This is a genomic window from Saccharothrix sp. AJ9571 (assembly GCF_021725495.1).
Classification (GTDB): domain Bacteria; phylum Actinomycetota; class Actinomycetes; order Mycobacteriales; family Pseudonocardiaceae; genus Amycolatopsis; species Amycolatopsis magusensis.
Map to the genome: position 1 here is coordinate 1844475 of NZ_CP091382.1, position 21210 is coordinate 1865684.

General features: G+C 66.8%; 27 protein-coding genes and 1 tRNA gene. 17 read left to right on the forward strand and 11 right to left on the reverse strand.

Translation table 11 applies throughout. The features are described from left to right. Window positions 1-148 precede the first annotated feature (148 nt). Window positions 149-811 (forward strand): TetR/AcrR family transcriptional regulator, encoded by a 663-nt coding sequence (locus L3Q67_RS07730; RefSeq protein WP_499188862.1) that lies wholly within the window; start codon window positions 149-151, stop codon window positions 809-811. Between the two features lie 11 nt (window positions 812-822). Continuing rightward, window positions 823-1422 (forward strand): TetR/AcrR family transcriptional regulator, encoded by a 600-nt coding sequence (locus L3Q67_RS07735; protein WP_499188863.1) that lies wholly within the window; start codon window positions 823-825, stop codon window positions 1420-1422. Here L3Q67_RS07735 and L3Q67_RS07740 read toward each other — a convergent pair. From L3Q67_RS07740 to L3Q67_RS07755, 4 genes are all read right to left on the reverse strand, one after another. After that, window positions 1419-1853: a hypothetical protein gene (locus tag L3Q67_RS07740; RefSeq protein WP_499188864.1), complete on the reverse strand. Its 435-nt coding sequence runs from the start codon at window positions 1851-1853 to the stop codon at window positions 1419-1421. The genes L3Q67_RS07735 and L3Q67_RS07740 overlap by 4 nt on opposite strands. A 67-nt stretch (window positions 1854-1920) precedes the next feature. Beyond that, the gene (locus L3Q67_RS07745; RefSeq protein ID WP_499188865.1) at window positions 1921-2892 is read right to left on the reverse strand and encodes a hypothetical protein; all 972 of its coding nucleotides are present in this window, start codon (window positions 2890-2892) and stop codon (window positions 1921-1923) included. 793 nt (window positions 2893-3685) lie between these two features. After that, window positions 3686-4441, reverse strand: coding sequence for a hypothetical protein (locus L3Q67_RS07750; protein WP_499188866.1), 756 nt, complete (start codon window positions 4439-4441; stop codon window positions 3686-3688). Window positions 4442-4602: 161 nt separating this feature from the next. After that, the gene (locus L3Q67_RS07755) at window positions 4603-5106 is read right to left on the reverse strand and encodes a KwaA family protein (protein ID WP_499188867.1); all 504 of its coding nucleotides are present in this window, start codon (window positions 5104-5106) and stop codon (window positions 4603-4605) included. 167 nt (window positions 5107-5273) lie between these two features. Between L3Q67_RS07755 and L3Q67_RS07760 the strand changes: the two genes are divergently transcribed. Continuing rightward, complete coding sequence (locus tag L3Q67_RS07760; protein ID WP_499188868.1) at window positions 5274-5825, forward strand: HD domain-containing protein; 552 nt, start codon at window positions 5274-5276, stop codon at window positions 5823-5825. On the opposite strand, the gene L3Q67_RS07765 is transcribed toward L3Q67_RS07760, so the two are convergent. Continuing rightward, window positions 5813-6289: an NUDIX hydrolase gene (locus L3Q67_RS07765; RefSeq protein ID WP_499188869.1), complete on the reverse strand. Its 477-nt coding sequence runs from the start codon at window positions 6287-6289 to the stop codon at window positions 5813-5815. The genes L3Q67_RS07760 and L3Q67_RS07765 overlap by 13 nt on opposite strands. 10 nt (window positions 6290-6299) lie before the next feature. Continuing rightward, window positions 6300-7040: a helix-turn-helix domain-containing protein gene (locus L3Q67_RS07770; protein ID WP_499188870.1), complete on the reverse strand. Its 741-nt coding sequence runs from the start codon at window positions 7038-7040 to the stop codon at window positions 6300-6302. A gap of 173 nt (window positions 7041-7213) precedes the next feature. Here L3Q67_RS07770 and L3Q67_RS07775 point away from each other — a divergent pair, with 173 nt between their 5' ends. Then, a complete protein-coding gene (locus tag L3Q67_RS07775) occupies window positions 7214-7417 on the forward strand; it encodes a hypothetical protein (protein WP_499188871.1) in 204 nt (67 codons plus the stop codon). On the opposite strand, the gene L3Q67_RS07780 is transcribed toward L3Q67_RS07775, so the two are convergent. After that, window positions 7414-7755 (reverse strand): GntR family transcriptional regulator, encoded by a 342-nt coding sequence (locus tag L3Q67_RS07780; RefSeq protein WP_499188872.1) that lies wholly within the window; start codon window positions 7753-7755, stop codon window positions 7414-7416. The genes L3Q67_RS07775 and L3Q67_RS07780 overlap by 4 nt on opposite strands. Before the next feature lie 114 nt (window positions 7756-7869). Between L3Q67_RS07780 and L3Q67_RS07785 the strand changes: the two genes are divergently transcribed. From L3Q67_RS07785 to L3Q67_RS07840, 12 genes are all read left to right on the forward strand, one after another. Next, on the forward strand, window positions 7870-8190 hold the full coding sequence (locus L3Q67_RS07785) for a hypothetical protein (protein ID WP_499188873.1): 321 nt from the start codon (window positions 7870-7872) through the stop codon (window positions 8188-8190). After that, window positions 8187-8687 (forward strand): hypothetical protein, encoded by a 501-nt coding sequence (locus L3Q67_RS07790; protein WP_499188874.1) that lies wholly within the window; start codon window positions 8187-8189, stop codon window positions 8685-8687. The genes L3Q67_RS07785 and L3Q67_RS07790 overlap by 4 nt, the downstream gene beginning before the upstream one ends. A 113-nt stretch (window positions 8688-8800) precedes the next feature. Then, window positions 8801-9109 carry a hypothetical protein gene (locus tag L3Q67_RS07795; protein WP_499188875.1) on the forward strand — a complete coding sequence of 103 codons (309 nt, stop codon included), beginning with the start codon at window positions 8801-8803 and terminating at the stop codon, window positions 9107-9109. Further along, on the forward strand, window positions 9106-9525 hold the full coding sequence (locus L3Q67_RS07800; protein ID WP_499188876.1) for an RRQRL motif-containing zinc-binding protein: 420 nt from the start codon (window positions 9106-9108) through the stop codon (window positions 9523-9525). The genes L3Q67_RS07795 and L3Q67_RS07800 overlap by 4 nt, the downstream gene beginning before the upstream one ends. Then, window positions 9522-9758 carry a hypothetical protein gene (locus L3Q67_RS07805; RefSeq protein ID WP_499188877.1) on the forward strand — a complete coding sequence of 79 codons (237 nt, stop codon included), beginning with the start codon at window positions 9522-9524 and terminating at the stop codon, window positions 9756-9758. The genes L3Q67_RS07800 and L3Q67_RS07805 overlap by 4 nt, the downstream gene beginning before the upstream one ends. Further along, window positions 9758-10033: a hypothetical protein gene (locus tag L3Q67_RS07810; protein ID WP_499188878.1), complete on the forward strand. Its 276-nt coding sequence runs from the start codon at window positions 9758-9760 to the stop codon at window positions 10031-10033. Before L3Q67_RS07805 ends, L3Q67_RS07810 begins: the two co-directional genes overlap by 1 nt. Next, window positions 10030-11133: a hypothetical protein gene (locus L3Q67_RS07815; RefSeq protein ID WP_499188879.1), complete on the forward strand. Its 1104-nt coding sequence runs from the start codon at window positions 10030-10032 to the stop codon at window positions 11131-11133. The genes L3Q67_RS07810 and L3Q67_RS07815 overlap by 4 nt, the downstream gene beginning before the upstream one ends. Further along, window positions 11130-13286: an ATP-binding protein gene (locus L3Q67_RS07820; RefSeq protein WP_499188880.1), complete on the forward strand. Its 2157-nt coding sequence runs from the start codon at window positions 11130-11132 to the stop codon at window positions 13284-13286. Before L3Q67_RS07815 ends, L3Q67_RS07820 begins: the two co-directional genes overlap by 4 nt. A 262-nt stretch (window positions 13287-13548) precedes the next feature. Continuing rightward, window positions 13549-14478 (forward strand): bifunctional DNA primase/polymerase, encoded by a 930-nt coding sequence (locus L3Q67_RS07825; RefSeq protein WP_499188881.1) that lies wholly within the window; start codon window positions 13549-13551, stop codon window positions 14476-14478. Beyond that, window positions 14478-15845, forward strand: a complete 1368-nt coding sequence (locus L3Q67_RS07830; protein WP_499188882.1) for a DUF3631 domain-containing protein — start codon at window positions 14478-14480, stop codon at window positions 15843-15845. The genes L3Q67_RS07825 and L3Q67_RS07830 overlap by 1 nt, the downstream gene beginning before the upstream one ends. A gap of 160 nt (window positions 15846-16005) precedes the next feature. Beyond that, window positions 16006-16194 (forward strand): helix-turn-helix transcriptional regulator, encoded by a 189-nt coding sequence (locus L3Q67_RS07835; RefSeq protein ID WP_153036086.1) that lies wholly within the window; start codon window positions 16006-16008, stop codon window positions 16192-16194. 80 nt (window positions 16195-16274) lie between these two features. Then, window positions 16275-17555 carry a tyrosine-type recombinase/integrase gene (locus L3Q67_RS07840; RefSeq protein WP_499188883.1) on the forward strand — a complete coding sequence of 427 codons (1281 nt, stop codon included), beginning with the start codon at window positions 16275-16277 and terminating at the stop codon, window positions 17553-17555. A 122-nt stretch (window positions 17556-17677) separates the two neighbouring features. Here the strand turns inward: L3Q67_RS07840 and L3Q67_RS07845 are convergent. Then, window positions 17678-17759, reverse strand: a tRNA-Tyr gene (locus tag L3Q67_RS07845). A gap of 117 nt (window positions 17760-17876) precedes the next feature. On the opposite strand from L3Q67_RS07845, the gene L3Q67_RS07850 reads away from it, so the two are divergent. Further along, complete coding sequence (locus L3Q67_RS07850; protein WP_499188884.1) at window positions 17877-18368, forward strand: YajQ family nucleotide-binding protein; 492 nt, start codon at window positions 17877-17879, stop codon at window positions 18366-18368. Window positions 18369-18396: 28 nt separating this feature from the next. Here the strand turns inward: L3Q67_RS07850 and L3Q67_RS07855 are convergent, their stop codons facing one another. From L3Q67_RS07855 to L3Q67_RS07865, 3 genes are all read right to left on the reverse strand, one after another. Next, the gene (locus tag L3Q67_RS07855; RefSeq protein ID WP_499188885.1) at window positions 18397-19506 is read right to left on the reverse strand and encodes a tyrosine-type recombinase/integrase; all 1110 of its coding nucleotides are present in this window, start codon (window positions 19504-19506) and stop codon (window positions 18397-18399) included. An 85-nt stretch (window positions 19507-19591) separates the two neighbouring features. Further along, the gene (locus L3Q67_RS07860) at window positions 19592-20956 is read right to left on the reverse strand and encodes a replication initiator (protein ID WP_499188886.1); all 1365 of its coding nucleotides are present in this window, start codon (window positions 20954-20956) and stop codon (window positions 19592-19594) included. Beyond that, complete coding sequence (locus L3Q67_RS07865; protein ID WP_499188887.1) at window positions 20956-21210, reverse strand: hypothetical protein; 255 nt, start codon at window positions 21208-21210, stop codon at window positions 20956-20958. Before L3Q67_RS07865 ends, L3Q67_RS07860 begins: the two co-directional genes overlap by 1 nt.

Genomic DNA, 21210 nt, shown 5'->3' on the forward strand with positions numbered 1-21210 from the left:
AAAACCACCGTTTTCGGCAGCGCCCGAAACCCTCTGATCAGAATACGTCGCCAGCGCTGCGTAGAAGTGGGGGTGGCGGTGCGTGATCGTTTGCACTAATGCAGTGCTGAGCCGTCCACGGAAGTTCAGGTCCCGTAAGCTGAGCGAGATGGAATCCGCGTCCACGTCTTCACCGGCGACGCCCCGCGCTCGCCGGGGCAGGCCGCCGGAGAAGGGTCTGGCCGAGCGGCGCCGCAGGCAGATCGTCGACTCCGCGTGCGTCGTCTTCACCGAGCGCGGATACGAAGCCGCGAACATCTCGGAAGTGGCGAAACACGCGAAGGTCGGTCAAGGCACCGTCTACCGCTACTTCGAGAGCAAGCGCGAACTGCTCGACCACGTGCTGGACCACTGCGTCGAGCGGCTGATCACCACCGTGCGCGCGGCCGCGACGCGCGACGAACCGAGGGACGCCGAGGAGTTCACCGCACAACTGCGCGCCATCGCGCAGCGGCTGTTCATGCTGATCGACGAGGAACCGGACCTGCTGAAACTGGTGCTGGTGGAGGCCGCGGCGATCGACGCGGAACTGAAAGCGCGGCTGCTCGGGCTGGAGGCCACGCTGTCCGCGTTGATGGCGTCCTATCTGGAAACCGGTGTGCGCGCGGGCTGGTTGCGCCACAATCTCGACACCGCCGCGGTGGCACACGGGTTGAACGCACTGATCGTGCCGGGCTTCCTGCTGGCACTGCGCGGGGAAGCGACCGAAGAGAAACGTGGGCGGTACATCGACACCCTGGTCGGGTTCGCCGTGCACGGGGTGAGTAAGTGATAGGAGCGTCCGTGCGCAACCGTACGGCAGAACGGCGGGTCCAGCTGGTCCGCGCCGCGCACCACGTCTTCTCCGCCCAGGGTTACCGCAACACCGGCGTTTCCGACATCGTCCGGGAAGCAGGCGTCAGCCACGGCACCTTCTACAACTACTTCGACAACAAGCGGCACATCCTCGACGAGGTGCTCGACAGCGGCGTCGACTTCATCCTCAACGAGGTGGTCGGCGCCGACGAGCCCGACGACGCGAGCACGTCCGGGGAGCTGGCCGCGCAGTTCCGCGCCATCCTGACCAGGGTGTTCGCCCTGGTCGAGCGCGAACCGGGCCTGGTCCAGTTCATCCTGCTCGACGCACCGGCGATCGACGACGAGTCGCTGCAGCGCCTGCTCCGGCTGGTCCGCACCTTCGGCGCCACCGCGTCGGCCTTCCTCGCCAACGGCGTGCGCCGCGGCTTCCTCCGGTCCGATCTGGACACCGAGATCGCCGGTGAGGGCCTGCTGTCGCTGATCATCTCGGCCATCCTGACCGGGGTGCGCGGTGGGCTCAGCCCGGACGAGCGTGATCGCACCATCGAGGCGTTCGTCGGCTTCGCGATGACCGGCGTGCGTTAGCGCGCTCCAGCGCGGACCAGTTCCCGGCCGTCCCCGTCGACCACGCTGATCGCGCGCACCTCGTTCGACGGCACCAGCACCGATCCGGCGAGCCGCGTCGCCTTCTCCGAAGCCGCCCAGCTGCCGGCCTCGTGGTCGACGCCCGCGGTGTCGGTGACCACGAGCCGGCAGTGCTCGCCGAGGTCGACCCCGGCGACCTCCACGTCGAACCGGGTCCACCCGGCCGCGGGCAGCAGCCGCGTGCTCAGGTGGATCCCGTCGGCGGAGACCGCGGTCCAGCGGGGTTCGGTGACGTCGGGGTGCCCGATCGCCAGTCCCCCGGCGAGCGCCCCACCGGCCAGCGCGACCCCGGCGACCAGCCCGGCGAGGCGGCGGCGCCGATTGGTGCGGCGGCGCTCCTCGTGGACCCGCGCGATGGTCGCGCGCAGCACGCGATCCTGTGGCGGACAGGAAAAAGCCCGGCCACTCCGCGAATGGCCAGGCCGTTTCCACGCTGGTTCAGTAGCCATTTCCGCCACTGTCCGAGGCCGACCCGGCCGGGGCGGGTGCCGCCTTCTTCTGTGCGACGAACGGGGCCTCGGACTTGCAGCCCTCCGGCATCATCGCGTACCAGGTGCCGCCGACGCCGTGCCCGTTCGCCTGCCCGGCGGCGGTGTCCTTGGCGTAGGTGTAGACCGGCCAGCCGCCGACGGTGACCTGCTCGGTGCCGTCGTCGCGCTTCACCGTGCCGACCAGTTCGGGGTCCACACCGGACAGCTCGGGCTCACCGTTGGCGATCAGCGGGGGCCAGGCGGTGGCGCAGTCATCGTTGCAGACCGACTTCGGCGGCTTCTTGCTGTCCTTGCTGAACAGGTACAGGGTCAGGCCGTTCTGCTCGGTGAGCACCCGCCCGACGCCCTCGACCTCGGCGGCGGTGAGCTTCACGCCCGCCTGCTGCTGTTGCTGCTGTTCCTCGGCTTTGACGGCCTTGCCGCCCTGCGGGTTGACCGCGTACCAGGTGCCGCCCACGGCCTGGCCCTTGACCTCGCCCGCCGCGGTGTCCTTGGCGTAGGTGTAGACCGGCCAGCCCTTGACGGTGACCTGCTTGGTGCCGTCGGCCCTGGCCACCTCGCCGACCACGGACGCGTCCACACCGGACAGTTCGGGCACCCCGGCGCCGGCCAGCAGTGGCGGCCAGGCCTTGGCGCAGTCGCCCTCGCAGTTCGACTTCGCGGGCTGCGCGGTGTCCTTGTCGAAGCGGTAGAGCGTCTTGCCGCCCTGTTCGGTGAGCACCTGGCCGAGGCCGTCGATCTCGGTGGCGGCCAGCTTGACCTCGGGCGCGGCCTGCTGCGCCGCCGGGGCGACCACGGCCTGCTCCTCGGCCACCGGCGCCGGCGCCCCGCCCTGTGCGGCCCCCTGACCACAAGCACCGAGCACCGCCAGCCCGAGTACCGCGGCCGTAGCCGAGAGAACGATTCGCTTGCGTGCCATGGGACTTACTCCTTCTCGTAGTCAGCAGCCCCGCCCATTCCGCGGTGACCGACACCACCGACACGGGCCGGCGAGAAGTCCGGTTCGAACTTTCTTCCAAGATCTTTCCCGCGGCCGGTGCCGCCCCCCGCGCACGACGTTCAGGCCTGCGGGAGCCGCCGGGGCTGTGAGCGTGGCCACGCACCGGCCACAGCGAGTCGTCAACGGCCGGATGCGGCCGGACAGACGAAGAACGCCCCGCTGACCTGTTGTCGCAGGTCAGCGGGGCGTTTTCCGCTGGTGTGGCAGGTGAGGGATTCGAACCCCCGAAGGCGAAGCCGTCTGATTTACAGTGGAACGCGCTGACCTCCTCTGACCTGGGCAAATCTGCTGTACCTCGAGGAGTTCGGGGGGAATACGGGGTAGCCGTCGATAGCGACATCCACCGCCTGCATCGAATCCACCAACGCAAGCTCCGGAGGTTACGACTGTTCGTCGAGCTCCGTTCGCGGCGACGGTACGTCAGCGTCAGTCCAGTTAGCCCGCCTCGTATCCCGCGGGTGAGTCCACTCAACGGCACGCTCGTACGCCGCTTGCTCTGACAAAGCCAGGAACCGCGCCACCACCGTGCCGCCGTCCATCACTATCGCTTGCCACAAGCCATGCCGCCCCCACGGGCGCACCGCTACCACCGCCGGCACAGGATCGACATCTGATGGGCTCATACCCCTGTGTGTACAGCTCACCTACGACAGATCTGGAGGCGTTTCACCTGGTCGGCGTATCGAACACCAGTTCGTAACCAGGTTGTAACTCAGCGTGGAGATTTTCTGTCAACCTGGTAGCCCTGGTTCGTGAGCCCGCCACGAAATAGATCTTCGTTCAGCAGCTTCAGGATCTCCTTCGAGTCCGCCTTATCGAAAGTCAACTTCCCATCAACAATGAACTTGCCAACATCTAGATCGTGGCGCAACATTTCCTTTCGAATCTCATCAAGGGTCACATTCACCAAGTGACCTCGACTCACGATCGACTGCAATCTTCTATTGACATTCATATTCCCCAATGCAACCTCAACCAAGGTAGCTATGCTCGCACTACTCATAGGCAGTGAATCCGCTATCTCCTCGACGTAGTCCGGGGTGCGCGCCACCATCTCAGGGCTACTCCGGAAGAGCATTTGAAAAGCACTTAGCCCTAAGATAGCAAGCCCCCGCCGCGGGTCCAATACCATGTCCGCGCGGCTGTCGAATGTGAAGATTGGATCCGTGATCTTGCCGAGCGTTTCTCCGAATAGGGTAATCAGGCGATTCTTGACACCGCGCCTGAGATTGAATTTACGAATAAACACTATTCGATGGTCCTTTGGCCCAGCAATCATCGCGTAGAAGAGGAACTCTCGATCAGGAAGGTTCTTGGCGTTGAGCACATCGAACTCTTCCGCCTGCACCGTTCGAAGAACTTCGGAGTCATCCCCAAGTTGTTCAATGGAAGCAAGTAGGTACTCGTCTGACTCCGCGGCTGCATCGGGATCCCAAGGGCGCTCCTCCAGTTCATCAACCCTAGCCAAAGTCGCTCGCTCGGCAAATTTCCCGCAGCTCGTCCGCCACCGGAACAGAGAGCGGGACGGAGGCCGACTTGAGCTTTGCGCCAGCACGCCATGCGACAACTAGACTCAAGGACTCCAATCCCAGATTCAACCAAGCAGTACGTCCACTGGAACCACTAGTTTCATTCGTCATTGTCTCGTCCCTTCTTTACAAGCAGCCCAGAGAACGCCCGACTTGCACTAATGGACTCGCCAACCCGGGGACGATCGCGCGACAGCAGAACATATGATCGCCCTTGCGAAGTCCGCACCTGATATATCCTCATAGGAGTCAGATAGACAAGAGGGTTAATGCCCGCAAGAGTACTCCTGACGTTAAGGATAGCGACAACCAAGAAGAAGACTAAGTACGCCCACAGGTCACGCACAGTCGGCTCATTAATCGTCACGAACGGCAGCACATACGTAGCCACGTAGGCAGCTGCAGCAGAATTGTCTTCAACGACTTCTATCGGGTAGAACTGTGGCTCGTGACGCCTGTTTACTAGAACAAATAGAACCACCGCAGAAAGTGTGGAGAACCCAGCTATCGACCACCACAGGACAGACGTCCGCTCGAATCGGATCGCAAAGATGACAAAAAGTGGCACGTACGAGCTGCAGAACAGCAGAAAGCGGGCGATCACGAGCCTGCACCTCCCTAGGTGGACTGCTGTGAGTCTGTGAAATGCTACCTATCGTCACACTCCTTGACCAACTCTTCACCGAATCGAGGTCTCAGCGATGCCAGCGTTGCCGTCCTCTAAGCCAGCGATTTGAGACCGAGAAGGCATCCCGGAGTAAGGTCCCGGATATGGCAACTGTCGAAGACGCCGCCCTGCTCGCCGAGCGACTGGTCGCACCTCTGGGGCGCAGATGGTCCCACGTGCAGCAAGTCGCGTCACGCAGCCAGGAACTTGCACCTGCGGTCGATGTCAATGACCGCGAAACGCTGCTTGCGGCAGCGTGGCTGCACGATATTGGCTACTCGCCACGCATCGGCCACAGCTCGTTCCATCCATTAGATGGAGCACGATATCTTCGCGATAGGGGATGGCCGAGCCGGGTTGTGAACCTCGTCGCCCACCATTCTGGGGCCAGGTTCGAGGCCGCAGAGCGGGGGCTAAGCAAGGAACTAGAGGACTTCCCGCTTGAAGATAGTCCTGTTCTCGACGCTCTGGTCACGGCAGACTTGACCACCGGCCCGAGCGGTGAGCGGCTAACTTACGACGAGCGGATCGCCGAGATCTTGAAGCGTTACCCGCCGGAAGACCCTGTTCATCGGACCTGGGTGAAGGCCGCGCCAATCCTCAAAGAGGCTGTTCAGCGCACTGAGGAACGCCTAGCGAAGGCTCAGCCCAAGTAGGGAGCCGTCCGGCTGGTGTCCAGGCCGTGGTCGATGCGGAGGCGCATCGACGGGTGGATGTTCAGGCCGTCCAGGTCCGCGGGCTCGACCCATCGCACGGCCTTCGTCTCCGTGCCGTCTTCCCGCGGCTGTCCCCCGGTCCATCGGCCTTCGAAACACAACGAGAACTGCTGCCTGACCTCCCCATCGTCGTAGGCCATGACGTGTCGGGGGTCCGTGTAGGTGCCGATCAGGCGCACGATCTCGACGTCCAGGCCGGTTTCCTCCCGCACTTCCCGGACCGCGGTGTCCGTGATGCGTTCGCCGACGTCGTGTCCGCCACCGGGCAGTGCCCACAGGTCGTTATCGATCTTGTGGATGAGCAGCACGCGACCAGCGTCATCCCGGATCACCACGGTGACCGAAGGGACCACGCTGTTCGCGACCGGGGCGTTCGGGTCGTCGAAGTAATCCACGCGTGCCATGGCCGCTCTCCTAGCTGGTTTCGGGGACGCCGACCGACCACACGCGCTCGAACGAGCGCATGTAGTGCTGCCACATCTGGCCGGACGGGATGCGCTTCAGGTGCAGGACCGGGCTCTGACCGGCAAGTGCGCCGTGAGCATGGCCGTTGACCAGCAACTCATCGTCGAATCGGTAGATCGAGTTGTAGAGGATCGTGCCGTGTGTTCGGACCTCGACACCGTCCAGGTCGACGACGTCGGACAGGTACCGGCGCATGAGCTGGATGCGGCCTTCAAGCCCGCCGGGCGTGTTCTCGTCGAGCGCGCGCTGGATGACCGCAGGGGACGTCTCGTCACCGACCATGAGCCGGAAGCGCACGCCCTCAGCGGCCTTTTGCCTGATCAGCGGCACTAGGTTGTACTGCTCGACCAGGAACGCGCCCGAGAACACGAGTACGTCCATCTGCTCACGGACGCCGTGCAGCAGTGCTTCCCAGTTCGCCCCCGTGATGGCCGAGCGGGACGGGTACAGGTGCACCAGCTCGGACTCGACCGGTGCCGGCCGGGAATCTCCGGCGAGCGCGGGCCACAGGTCCGCTTCGCGCACGCCGAGCAGCTCGGTGAGCTTGTGCCGCGTTGCGCGATGCGGCCGCCGATCCTCGTTGCCGATCCACCGGTCCACCGTCTTTGGGTCGACGTCGACCTTCGCGGCCAGCGTCTCCACAGTCAGGTTCGCCGCCAGCATCGCCGTGCGGAGCCGATCATTTGCCACGTTCCGGACCCTCCACTTCCCGGGACGTTTCGGACGTTTCCATGGGACGCGATCTGACGCAAGGACGTCCCGGACGATCTTCGAAAGTGCGGTACCTACGTCCTCCGAGCTGCGGTTCTCTTTGTTCACACCACCGAACGGGGTGGCCAGGAACAAAGAGAACGGAGCGAGACATGGCCCGCAAAACCCCCACCATCGTCCCTGAGACCGGCGGCGGCATCCTGCCCAAGATCATCGGCACCGTCGTCTTCCTCGCGCTGGCCGCACTGGTCGTGAAGCACCCCGGGCCGACCGCGGAATGGGTCAAGGAGCTGTTCGCCTGGGCGACCAGCGTCATCGACGGCGTTTCGGCCTTCCTCGGGCACATCGGCAACTAGGACTTCCCCGTGCCCTCTTCGATGCGCTGCACCCGCTCGGTCAGGTCCGCCACCGCTTGTCGGAGTTCGCGTAGCTCCGCGGCAACGTCCAGGCGGTCAGCCTCGGCAGGCAGCTCGTTGACGAAGACGCCGACCGCTGGGGTCGCGGTCAACCAGCCGCCATCTTGCAGTCGCCGCAAAGCTTTCTGCGCCGTGCCAAGTGCGACGTCGTACTTCTCGGCAAGGTCCCGGTTGCCGGGGAGCTTGTCCCCCGGCTTCAACACCCCGGCTCGGATGTCCTCCCGGATCGACTCGGCAACACGCTCGTAGACGGCCATACCAGCCGTGTTGGCGTCCATCTGCGCAGTCTAGCGAATCTGACTCACACCGACATAGTTCACCCGAATGCCAGTCTTGCAACTGACTCATACTGATATAGATTGCTTTATGTCAGTCGACAGAGAGGAACCCCGATGAGGTCCGCACACATCAGCCGCCGCCGCGCCGAAGCCAGCTGCGACGGCTTCGATTGGGACGACATTTCCGCAGTTCAGGAAGCCGCCGTCCTGTCTTTTGAGCGCATGGAGATCGACCGTGACGCGGAGCTGGACCGGCTCGCGCAGACCACGGAACTGGAGCTGACCGAGGACGAGCAGGCCGCGATGTACGCATTCCTGCACGGCTTCACCGACGCACGACGGGCGCACCGGAGCCGCCGTCGCTCCGGCCGTGAGGTGCTGCGCTCCCTGCCAGTCCAGGTCTCGGCCACCTCGTTCGATGGGGAGGCCGCGTGATGAACGGGCGCAGTCTTCGCGGCTTGGCGTTGTTCTCCGCGCTGCACGCGGCCTTCACCGACGTGCACCCCTTCTGCGACCAGTGGCTCCAATTTCCGACCGATGCGGTGTCGAAGGGCTTGCCTGGGCGCAAAGGAGCGAAGCACTGCGCTCGCCACGTGGTCACGTATACGGCCGGTCAGGCCGCTGCTTCGATCGCGGTAACCCGCGCTTTGGGTGTCCGAATGCCGCTGCGGGCGCTGGCTGCCGGTGCGGCGATCAATGCCGTCACTCACTACGTGATCGATCGGCGAGAACCGCTGAAGGCAGCGGCTCGACTGGTCGGCAAGAACGGCTATGTCCAGCACGCCACAGTGCAGCGTCGCGAAGGCGTGGTTGATGAGGCTGGCCCAGGCACTGCGCTCACGGAGCTGGACCAGGCAGCACACCGAGTGATCGGCGTACTCGCATCACTCACGACGACATGGCTGGCGTTGCGGTCAGGCGATCGCCAATGACCCGCCTTCTGATCATCCCTTCTGACCCCGGACCGGCGGCCCATCCCGCCAAGAACAAGCCCACCGGGCCGGGTCTCCCCAACCACTCGCATGGCTACACGGAGAGGAACACGATGGTAGGCAAGCTCCGCGCCGGCATCAGCCCCCTTGCGCGTCGACTCGCCCAGATTGTGGCTAGCGATCGGGTGATTTACACCCCGCAGGCCCTCAACACCCTCATCGACACGACCGTTCGGCGTGAGCTGGAGGGCCAGCTGCGCGAGCGGGCCATGTGGCACCGCCGGACGGCCGCTGCGATGTCGACCCCGGGTTGCTCCGTCGAAGACTGGAAGCGCGCCGGGTGGCACACGACCGAAGCGCAGCGCCTCGACCTCCAGGCCGCGGCTGAGCTGGCTCGGATCGCCGGTGGTGAGGACCGGTGAACCCGCGCAAACGCAAGCAGACCGTGGTGACCGTCTTCGACGGCCGGGTTCACCACGTGGCCCTGTGCCGCGGCTTCCTCGACGGCCTTCCCGCATTCGCCTGGGGTGAGGCTCCCTCCGTACTGCTGACCAAGTCGCAGCTCCGGGACGCGGGACTCCGCCCGAACGGGCAGGACCCGTTAGCGCTGCTGGTCTTCCGTCACCACAAGCCGTTCAGGCACGAGACGGTGGCCGAGCCGTTCTCCGTCGAACTCGCGGCTGAGGTCCGACCGCTCCGGCCGGGGCAACTCGACGCGGCCAACCAGGCGCGGCGCACATGCGGTGGCTGCGACCAGGTCAAGCCGTACGTCGTGCCGACCTCGACTCGCCGGTGCTGGGACTGCTTCGACGCGGATACGGCGGGGGTGGCGGCATGAACACCTTCGACGTCCTGTCCCGCTACGGCACCGCGGCTCTCCTGCGGTTCGCCGGTGCGGTGGCGCTGTTCCTGACGCTGCACCTGATCCGCATTCCGCTCGTGCTGGTCGCTCGCGTCCTCGAAGGCGTCATGCGCCGGATCGACGGCTACGCCGTGCGGCAGGCCAGCGCCAAGCCGACCAGCCCGATCAACCACTTCTTCGCACACACCACGCCTTCGGGAGGTGCCTGATGACCGAGACCACCGAGACCGTGTTGCGCAAGCAGACGCGCACCGAACTGGCCGTGCAGTGGACCGTGTGGCACTTCGGTGAGCTGTCCGCCGTGTCGGTTCCGCTGCTGCTCGGGCTGACCGTTAACGGCTGGATTGCGCTGCTGTCGGTGCCGGCCGCCGCGGTCTGGGCCGTCTTCGAGGTGCGCGCCATGCGGCGGATGCCCCCGAAGCGGCCCGCCCAGATCGAGAACACCGCCACCGAGGACAAGACCGGGACGGAGGCCAGCGCATGAACTGGGCAGCCGAACGACGAGCGAACCGCGCGGCCGAGGCCGAACAGGACCGGTTGAACGCGGACGCTGCCAGCGCGCGGCGGATCGCCGAGCGGAACGCGCTGGCTGAACAGGCCCGTGCCGACGCGGCCTTGCTGACCAAGCAGAAGCGCGCTGAGCGTGAGGCCAAGACTGCGCGGCGGGCCGCGTTATGGACTCGAATTCGCACCTGGGCGACCGCGCACACGGTGGACCTGCTCATCTACCCGCTCGCGATCGCCAGCGCGATCATGGCGATTCCGTCGATGGCTCGCTTCGGTTGGGATGTCTACGGCAACGCGACCGGGGTTGTCCTGCCGGTGCTCTCCGAACTGGGCATGTGGGCGTTCGCCGTCGCGACAACCACATCCCGGCGGACGCACCCGGACCGGCCGGTGTGGGCGTTGCAGGCCGGCGTGTGGATGTTCGCGCTCGTCGCCTTCGGGCTCAACGTGCTGCACGGGCTCAGCCGGGGCATGTCCGCAGCGGTGGTGATGGGCGTCGCTTCGATCGCCGGCGTTCTCGCTCACCAGCTCGTGACCGCGACACCCCGGCGTGCGGCTGCCGACCGGCGGACCGCTCGGGTGGACCGCCGCGCGGCGCGCAAGGTGGCCAAGGTGCAGCGCGCGGCAGTCCGGCAGGCAGTTGCCGAGATCGACGCGGCGGGCCGCGCAAGCCTGGTCTACGTGCCCGGTCGGTACTGCCTCAGCGGACGCGGTCGCCTGGTCGAAGCCGTCGTGCCCGGCATGCCGGTTGAGCCGCCGGTGGAACTGGCCGAAGTGCTCAGCGACGAGGTGTCCGCGTGGCTGGCCACGCAGGCTCGACCCTCGATCCCGGAGTTGGACGCCGGACCGGTGGCGACCCTCGATCGCTCCGGCGACCAGCGTAAATCGACCCCGACCCATCCATCTCCGCAGCGGCAGAAACGCACCCTCGCTGACCTCCGGCGGGAGTTCGCCGACGCGGTGGCCACCGACTCGATCGACCCGAAGTCGGCGGAGTCGATCCGCAAGACCCTGCGCTGCTCGCCAGCGCGAGCCAGGCAGTTGCGCGACGAATACCGGAAGGGGAACGCGGCGTGAGCACCACCGACGAATCAACCGAGCTGGCTCAGGTGCACTACCTGCCCGGGCACCCCGAGGTGCTGGACGGCGAACTCGTCAGCGCCGAGGAGTACGCGCGGCTGACCAGCCAGAAACACCAGGCAATCGAGCGCTACCGCGCCTACGGGAACACGGTGGTCGCCACCGGCCGCGTGGTGCGAACCGCGGCGACGCACGACCGGACCAAGGCCGCACTTGGACACGGGATGACGGTCATGCAGGGCTTCGAGTCGTGGGGACGGCGCACCTGGGACGCATCCACGTTCGGGGTGTACCGGCGACAGATCAAGGCCGCTGAGGCGGTCGGCAACGTGGACGAGATCAAGGAGTGGACCGACCGGATGGAGCAGGTCAAAGAACGGCGGCACAAGCGGCTGATGGACCTCCCGGAGCTGATCAGGGGCATGACCCGAGCCGGGCTGATCGGCCTGGCAGCCCTGGTCGTGCTGGTCCTGCTGATCGGCCTGCTCGTGCAGCTCTCCGACGCCGGATCGTTCTTCGGCGTCATCGGCGGGGTGCTGGGCGGACTCCGGTGGGCGTTCGGTGCGATCGCTTGGGCTTGGACGCCGTTGATCCTGGTCGCGCCGTACGTGGTGAGCGCCGGCGTGCTGTTCGCCGCGTGGCGTGAGGGACGCCGGCGCGGCCAGGCTCCGAGCTGGCTCGCCACCTCTGCCGACGCGGACGGAGACGTCACGATCGACGAAACCACGATTGCCCGCGCCCTGTCCGCGCTCCGGATTCCGCAGGTCACGGCGTATCTCAAGGAAGGACTGCCGTTGCAGTTCATCACTCCGGCCCGCCGGGATGGGCGCGGTACGCACGCGATCGTCCGACTTCCTGCCGGGGTCACCGCGGAGAAGGTGGCGCGGCGTCGCGCTGACCTGGCGACCGGCCTGCACCGACTGTCCAAAGAGGTGTGGCCGACTACCGGGAGCGAAGCGGGGATTTTGGACCTGTGGGTAGCGGACAAGGGCGCGCTCGCCGAGGGTGCCGGGCCGTATCCGCTACTCGAAGACGGCACCGTGGACGTGTTCAAGGGCGTGCCGTTCGGCAAGACGCTGCGGGGTGAGCCGATCCTGGCTCCGCTGATGGAGCGCAACACGATCACCGGCGGTATGCCTGGTCAGGGCAAGTCGGGCGCCGCGCGGGTCATCATGGGCGGCGCCGCGCTCGACCCGACCGCCGAGCTGCGCATCTGGGTTCCCGATGCGAACTTCGACTTCGAGGCGTTCAGGCCGCGGTGCTCCCGCTACGTCATGGGTGCCGAGGACGAGAAGATTGCCGAGATCCTGGAACACCTGCGCGAGCTGCACGCCGAAGTGCAGCGACGCGGTGAACTGCTGATCAAGTACGAGGTTCCGGCCGTCACGCGTGAGCTGGCCAGCAAGAACGTCGGGTTGCACCCGCTGTTCGGCCTGCTCGAAGAAGCTCACGTTGCGATCCAGCATGGCCAGTACGGCAAGGAGATCGCGCAACTCCTGGTCGACATCGTCCGGTTGGGCAGGAAGCGCGGCATCCACCTGCTCGTGTCCACCCAGGCGCCGACGAAGGACAGCATGCCGCGCGACGTCACGCGGAACTGCTCGAACGGCGTCGCGTTCGCGGTCGGCGACCACGTGGCGAACGACGCGCTGTTGGGGCAGGGCGCCTACGCGGCCGGGCACCGCGCCACCGAGCTGATCCCGGGCACCGACAAGGGAACTGCCGTGGTCAAGGGCTTCACGGGGGAGCGCTCCGACATCGTGCAGGTCTACTTCCTGGACGTGGCAAGGGAGAACGACCAGGTAACGCCGATCATCGAGCGTGCCATGGCCGCGGTTGCCAAGCGCGGTGAACTGCCCGGCGGTACTGCGCCGGCGCGGCAGATCGAGACGAAGCGGGACCTGCTCGAAGACATCTCCGATGTGCTCGACGCCGACCCGGTTCCGGCCGCGAAGGTGGCGGTTCTACTGAGCAACCACGCGCCGGACTGGCCCGCCTACCGCGGTCTCACCGGCACGAGGCTGTGCGCGGACCTGGCAGCGATCGGCGTCAAGGTGCCCAGTTCGAAGAACCGCTACCCCGTTGATCCGGTGACTATCCGTGAGGCCCTGGCCAAGCAGGCGACCGCAGACCTGGACGACGAGGGCTAGCGAGGTTAGGTCGGTGCGGATGCCCTCGAAACGCCGGAATCCAGCACTCAGCCGAGCGCTCCGCACCGACCTAACCCGCCTAACCCAGCTAACTTTCCGCAGCTCAAGAGTACTGAAGGCGCGGTAACCCGCCGGGTTAGAAACCTAACCCCGTTTCCGCGACCTAACCCCCGAACTAACCCGCAACGCGCGACCGCTCCGGTCATCGCGGCGGCACCTCATACCCAGATTCGACTACACTAAGTCATCGAAAGGCATCACGATGAACACCGCGACCGCAAGCAGTCCGATGCTCGCCTGGGCGCTCCACTTCGCTTCGATGGGCTGGAACGTCTTCCCGCTGCGACCGAACACCAAGAAGCCGACCGGCCACCGCGAAGCCGACTGCCCGCGGACCGGCCGTTGCGCCGAAGGGCACTGGACGCCGGAACGCCGCGCGACCACCGACGCCGAACTGGTCCGCTCCGCCTGGGCCGACGGACAGCGCTGGAACATCGGGATCGCCACCGGCCCGTCCGGTCTGGTCGTGGTGGACCTCGACGTGGCCAAGCCCGGGGAGTCCGGCCCGGACGGTGCGACCGCACTCGCCGAGCTGGCCGCCGAGCGCGGCGGACCGCTGCCCGACACCTACACCGTGACCACCCCGACCGGCGGACGGCACCTGTACTTCACCAGCCCGCCCGGCGTTCGGCTGCGCAGCACGCAGAAGCACGTGTGCGCCAATGTGGACACCCGCGCGTGGGGTGGCTACGTGGTGGCGGCCGGATCGGTCCTGCCGGAGGGTGGCTACGAACTCGCTGACGACACCGAGCCGGTCCCGTTGCCCGCGTGGTTGGTCCAGGCGTGCGCCGAGAAGCCCGCAGCGGCCAACTCAGCGCCCGTTCAGATCCGCTCTCGGGACACCAGTTCGTACGGGATGGCTGCGCTCGCCGGTGAGGTGAAGCGGGTGCGAGACGCCGAGCCAGGCAGCTACAACGGCGTTCTGTCCTCTGCGGCGTACACGATCGGTCGCAAGGTGGGCGCCGAGATCATCGACGCCGCAGTGGCCCGCGCCGAACTGATCGCCGCCGGCGAAACGCTGATCGGGTCCGCGCACTGGCCGCCGAACGCCCGGGAAGTGGCGCGCGTGGTCGACGCCGGGCTGGCGGCCGGGGCCGCGAACCCGGTGGCACGCCGGAAGGACGCGGCCTGATGTCCGCCGTGGACACCGCCGTATCCGCCATTGACGCAGCGATCGACGAGACCAGTGGCGCGTGCGTGAAGTGCGGCCGCTCGCTGGCCGACTCCCCGTCCGACGACTTCTGCTCGGAGAACTGCCAAGCCCTGTGGCGCACCGAGCACGCGACGGTGCTTCCCGGACACGAAGTGCTCGACCGGGTGACCGCGTTCGTCAGGAGGTTCAACATCTTCCCGTCTGAGCACTGCGCACCCATGCTCGCGCTCTGGTACGCGCACACCCATGCCGCTGACCACTTCTACGTCACGCCGCGGCTGATCCTGTCGTCGGTGGAACCGGGGAGCGGCAAGACGCGGGTGCTCGAAGTCGCTCAGTTCCTCGTACGGTCGCCGGAAATGACGATGTCCGCGACGGCCGCCGCGCTATTCCGGATGGTCAACGACGGGCCGATCACCATCCTCTTCGACGAGGTGGATGCGATCTTCAACCCGAAGAACGGCGGCAACACCGAGGACCTGCGCGCGCTGCTCAACGCGGGCTACAAGCGGTCGGCAACCATCCCGCGGTGCGTCGGTGACGCCAAGGCCATGAAGGTGCAGCGGTTCCCCGTCTACGCGCCGGCCGCGCTTGCTGGGATCGCCGGGAACATGCCCGACACCATCACCACCCGCGCCATCACCGTCCACATGCAGCGGCGGCGCGAGGACGAGGAAGTGGACGAGTTCTGGGAGGAAGACGTAGAGCAGGAAGCGGAACCGCTGCGGGAGATGCTGGCCGCGTGGGTTGCCACCGTCGTCGACAAGGTGAGCAAGGGCCGACCGGCTATGCCGCCCGGCGTCCGCGACCGGTCGGCGGAGATCTGGCGACCGCTGATCGCTCTGGCTGATGCCGCCGGCGGGCACTGGCCGACCACCGCGCGGGCTGCCTGCTCGCACTTCGTGGAAGCGGCTAACACCAACCGCAGCGGGGGCGCGGTCCGCCTGAAGTTGCTCGCCGATCTGCACGACCTGTTCACCCGACAGGACACCGACAAGCTGACCACCGCCGAGATCCTGGACGCGCTGTGCAGCCTTGAAGAGGCGGATTGGGCCGACCTCGACGGCAAGGGCAAGGCCCTCGACGCGCGGCGGCTCGCCAAGGAACTCAAGCCGTACGGCGTCGCCTCGAAGGACATCAAGCAGCCCGGCGGCAAGGTCACCAAGGGCTACCGCGCCACCGGCCCCGGCGGGCTCGCGGACGCGTGGAGCCGCTACCTGCCCACTGCCGCTACCGGGGCTACCTCCGCTACCGAGCAGGTCAACGAGGTAGCGGATACGGGCGGGGTAGCGGCGACATGCGCTACCTCCGGCACCTCACCCCCGGCTCAGGCAGGCATCGGGTAGCGGCCCCAAGCGCTACCCCCGCCGTATCCGCTACCCACCTGAGCAGGCAAGTAGCCCAGGTAGCGGCAGTAGCGGACACCTCCTGAACCACTTCAACACCGCACCGGCGAACTCAGCGCGTGATCCGCGCGACCGCCGGCGACGAGGGGAACCAACACCGATGGCTGCCAAACGCCAGCACCTCACCATTGCCGCGCTCTGCGAAGAACTGGAGATCTCCCGCCGCACCTTCTACGAGTGGCGCGCCAAGAAGCGCGCACCCCGCTGCATCAAGCTCCCGAACGGCGAGATCCGAGTCCGGCGGATCGACCTCGACAACTGGCTGGACACCTGCGAGGAAGCCGCCTGATGAACACGAGCTACGACGTGCGGATTTGGGCGATCGAGAAGTACGCCGGGAAGCGGAGGACCACCTATCGAGTCCGTTGGGTGGTCAGCGGCGAGAAGTTCGGCGAGACCTTCGAAACCTACGCCTTGGCGGACAGCTTCCGCTCTCGCCTGGTCACTGCATCGCGCGACGGGTTGGCTTTCGACACCGTGAGCGGACTGCCCGTTTCGATGATCCGCACCACCGAGACCATGACGTGGTTCGACTTCGCCTGCAAGTACGCGGACATGAAGTGGCCTGACTCGTCACCCAAGTACCGGAAGTCGCTCGCGGAATCGCTGATGACCATCACGGTTCCGATGCTGAAGGGGAAGATCCCGGTCGAACCGCGGACCTTGCGCACGGCCCTGAAGGTCGCGTTCAACACCAAGGCGCGCGACAACGAGCACCCCAGCGAGATTCAGCACGCGATCGCACTGGCGAGCCGAGCAAGCCGGCGGGTGGACGAGCTGAACAACCCTGATGTCCTGCGCGACCTGCTTCGTGCCCTCGACCTCAAGTTGGACAGTGAGCGTGCCGCCGCGAATACGGTTCGAATCCGGCGCGTCACGTTGGGGAACGCCGTGGACTACGCGATTGAGAAGAAGCTACTCACGGCGAACCCGCTGCAGGAGGTGAAGACCAAGAAGCGGAAGTTCGTACTGCACGAGGTCGACCCGAAGTCGGTGGTCAACACGGTGCAGGGGCGGATGCTGCTCGAAGCCGTGAACGAGGTCAGCAAGCAGGGACCGCGGCTGGTCGCGTTCTTCGGGCTCATGTACTACGCGGCATTGCGGCCGGAGGAAGTGGCCAACCTCAGCAAGCACAACCTGTCGTTGCCGGAGAAGGGTTGGGGAGATCTCCACTTGGAAGGCGCCCGGCCCGAGATCGGTCGGGAGTGGACGGACTCGGGCACGGCGAATGAACTGGCTCCGCTGAAGCACCGGGAGAAGGACACCGGCCGGACCGTGCCCTGTCCGCCCGTGCTCACCGAGCTGCTTCACGAGCACATGGCCCGGTTCGGCACCGCGCGAGACGGGCGCCTGTTCCGCGGTGCCCGTGACGGCGGCCGGGTGGGGAGCACGGTCTACGGGCGCGTGTGGGCGGCAGCTCGGGAACGCGTCTTCACACCAGAGGTAGCCGCTGGCCCGCTCGCCAAGCGACCGTATGACCTACGCCACGCTGCTGTGTCGACGTGGCTCAACGGCGGGGTGGAGCCGACCAGGGTCGCGAAGTGGGCCGGACACAGCCTTTCTGTCCTGCTCCGCGTCTACGCCAAGTGCCTCGACGGAGGCGAGCAGGCAGCACGGGACCGCGTCGAGCGGGCGCTGGACGGGCGCTGAGACGTCGGGGCGTATTTGGGGTGAGCCGCCGCAAACGGCTGCCTGTGGCTGCACACAGCCGCACACAGCGAGATCGGCCCGGCGTCCTGTTTGCGCAGGTTACCGGGCCGATCTGGCTGGTGTGGCAGGTGAGGGATTCGAACCCCCGAAGGCGAAGCCGTCTGATTTACAGTCAGATCCCTTTGGCCGCTCGGGCAACCTGCCGTAGCCGGATCAACCGGCCGAAGAAGAGAATACAGGCCGACGTGGCGGGGTCGTCACCCGGGCCGCTCAAGCTAGGCTGGGCCGACCGACCAGAACGATGACGAGGTGTGAGAACCAGTGGCGGATCCCTCATTCGACGTGGTGAGCAAGGTCGACCGGCAGGAGGTGGACAACGCGCTCAACCAGGCAGCCAAGGAGCTTTCCACCCGCTTCGACTTCCGCGGGGTGAACGCGAAGGTCGCCTGGGCCGGCGAGGAAGCGATCGCGATCGAGGCGGAGACCGAGGAGCGGGCGCTCGCGGCGGTCGAGGTGTTCAAGGAGAAGCTGATCAAGCGCGGCATCTCGCTGAAGGCCTTCGAGGCCGACGAGCCTGCGCTCTCCGGCAAGATCTACAAGGTCAACGGGCGCATCCTGCAGGGCATCGCCTCCGACAAGGCGAAGCAGATCGCCAAGTTCATCCGTGACGAAGGCCCCAAGGGCGTCCAGGCCCAGATCCAGGGCGACCAGCTCCGGGTCTCCGGCAAGAAGAAGGACCACCTGCAGGACGTCATCGCGGCACTGAAGAACAAGGACTTCGAGATCGCGCTGCAGTTCACCAACTACCGGTGACGCAACCCCGCTGACCTGCGGGTATCGGCTAACCGGTGCCCGTGGGTACAGCTCGGGTACAACCGAGCGCAGCGTCCACCAGGGTTCGCGTCTGATCCACCGCGTCGGGCCAGTAGCCCACGTAGGTGTTGAGCGTGACGGTCGGCGTGGTGTGCCCCATGGCGAGCTGGACCGTCTTGACATTCGCGCCGCCGAAGATCAGGACCGTGGCGAAGTAGTGCCGCAGATCACGCAGCCCGAAGCCCTCCGGGAGGCCAGCGGCCTTCACCGCAGGTCGCCAGATGTAGGACCAGTCCGCGCGGTGGATCGGGCGTCCGTCACCTCGCGTAAACACGAGGTCAGCAGGACGCAGGATCGGCCGGCGTGGGTCCGTCTCGTCCTCGATCTCTTCAGGAGCCGACCGGAAGGTGCCGAGGTGCGTCCGCAACGCGTCGGCCACCAGATTCGGCAGCTCGTTCGTGCGCAGGCTGGTCTTGGTCTTCGGGGGTGCGATGTACGGGCGGCGCCCGCTGACCACGGTGAGCTGATGCCGGACATGCACCTCGCGAGTCTCGAAGTCGATGGCGTCGCGCTCCAGGCCGAAGATTTCGCCCCCTCGCCAGCCACACCCCGCAGCCAGGTAGACGATGGCGCGGTAGCGCTCCGGCAGCGCTTCATACAGGGAGTGCACCTCTTCCGGCCGGGCGATGTAGTACCGCGCGTCCGGAATCTCCGGCAGCCGGACGCCCACACAGGGCGTCGAGCCGATGCGCTTGTCGATCACGGCCGAGTTGAACAGCGGAACCAACGTGCCGTGGTAGACGACTGCCAGCGTGCTCGGGGCGAGCTTGGTCATCCGGTCCTTCACCCAGCCGCGAATGTGGGAGTTACGCACCTGCGCCATCGGGAGGTGCCCCAGCACGGGGACGACGTGGCGCCGGATGATGCGCTCGGTGCGCTCCGCCGTACTCCCCCGGTGCAGCAGCGTCTTGCGCCAGCTCTCCGCGTACTCCGCCACGGTCACCTTGCCAGCACGAGGGTCCACGTACTGGCCACGCGAGATGTCCGCGTGCATGTTCGCGTCGTGCCGCTCAGCGTCGGCCCGGCGGTCGAACAGCTCGGTCCGAGTCTGGCCGGTCTCCGGGTCAATCCAGCGCACGCGCCAGCGTCTACCGCGCCCGTGGCGTTTGGATGGAAGCCGATCTCCTGTGCGTGGGTCCCGTGCCCGGCGGTACCAGAGGTCATCAACCGCCATCGTCGTCCTGCCCGTCCAGGCGGCGTCTTGCGAGGTGGAGTTCGGAGTAGAGGGCTGCGATGGCGCGTTCGGCGGGGTTGCGGTAGCCGAGGCCGGTCATGGTCCAGTCGCCGACCGCGATCAGGTCGGTGTCGTCGGCGAGGCCGAGGGCTTCGCGTTCCTGGTCGAGGCGCCATTCGGCGCGGGTGCGGCGGATCTCGGTGAAGGTGGTCGAGTAGCGCCGGGATTTGGTCATGAAGTGGCCCCGGAAGCCGAGCATGTGCGCCCACTTGCGCAGGTTCAGTTCGGCGAACTCGTCCAGGCCGCCGAGGTTCCAGGCGGTGCGCATGAGCTGTTTGTGGTGCTCGGAGACGTCGAGGGCGTCGATGTGCTCGGCCGAGCGGATGCGGAAGTCCGCGCCCTCGGACAGTCCAGTGCCTTTGGTGGCGTACTTGGCGACGTACCCGGCGACGCGCCGGTCGTGCCAGCCCTCAGCCCCCGGGTCGGCGGCGCGGATGGGTTCGACGTCGACCTGGTCGCCCCAGCGCAGCACGCGGGAGCCGACAGCCGCGGAATGCGGGGTGCGCACGGCGACCGCGACCGAGGCGTCTTCGACGATCGCGGTCAGCAGGCCGGTATCGACTTCGGCCGGCGGGGGCGGCCCGGTGGGTCCGTCGGGGCCGTCGATGCGGATCACGGCATGGAAGTGGATGAGCCCGCGCCGCTGGTATTCGGCGACCTTGGCGTAGGACAGGCGCAGCACGTGGCGCAGCTCTGCCGGGCGCAGGCCGAGGGCGCGGGCGAGTTTACGCCCGACAGCGATCGTGAAGCGGCGCCACAGCTCCCCGGCGTGGGCCTGCCAGAGCACCGACCCGGCGTAGTCGTAGGACTGAGGGTCCAGCGGTGTCCCCAGTGCACTGTCGTAGGTGGAATGGACGGTGCCGCAGCCACAGCGGCGGACCTTGCCGCGACGCACGGGGCGGGAGTGCACGCGCCCGAAGGACGGGGCGGTCAGTGTGGCCAGCACCCGCACGTGACCGGTCACCGTCTCCGGGACGCCCTTGCCCCCGGCGAGCCCGCAGCGGATGAGGTGGAACGTGTCGTGGGCGTAGTGGGCAGAGCAGGACTCGCACACCGCCGCGCGCCGGTTCTTGCACGGCACGAACACGCTGCCCGAGAACTCCGAGACCACCACGCCGTTGCCGTCGACCAGCATGGACGATCCGGCCATGCGCACCGGCTTCGCGCACCCCCGAGCGGCACGCACTTTCTCGGCCCAGGAGTCGAAGTCCCGGCGCGCCAGGACATGCGCGACCTCGGCCGGGTCGACGTGTTCGGCGACCAGGTCGGTGATTCCGGACGGAGCGAGAGGCATCAGGCCGCCACCGCCGTGAGCATCCGCGCGCAGTCGCGTTCCTGTGTGGACACTGCCGCGTCGGAGTACAAGCCGATCCGGGCTTCACCGGAGCAGCAGCCACATACCCGGCGCACGACCTCGCTGCCCACGGGCAGGAGACGGATGCCGGAGCCGTCGCAGGCGAGGCAGGGTGTCCAGGAAAGTAGACGCACCTGCACGTGCGGTTCCCCACAGGAGCCACAGACCAGCGTGATCGCGTCGTCGATGCGCAT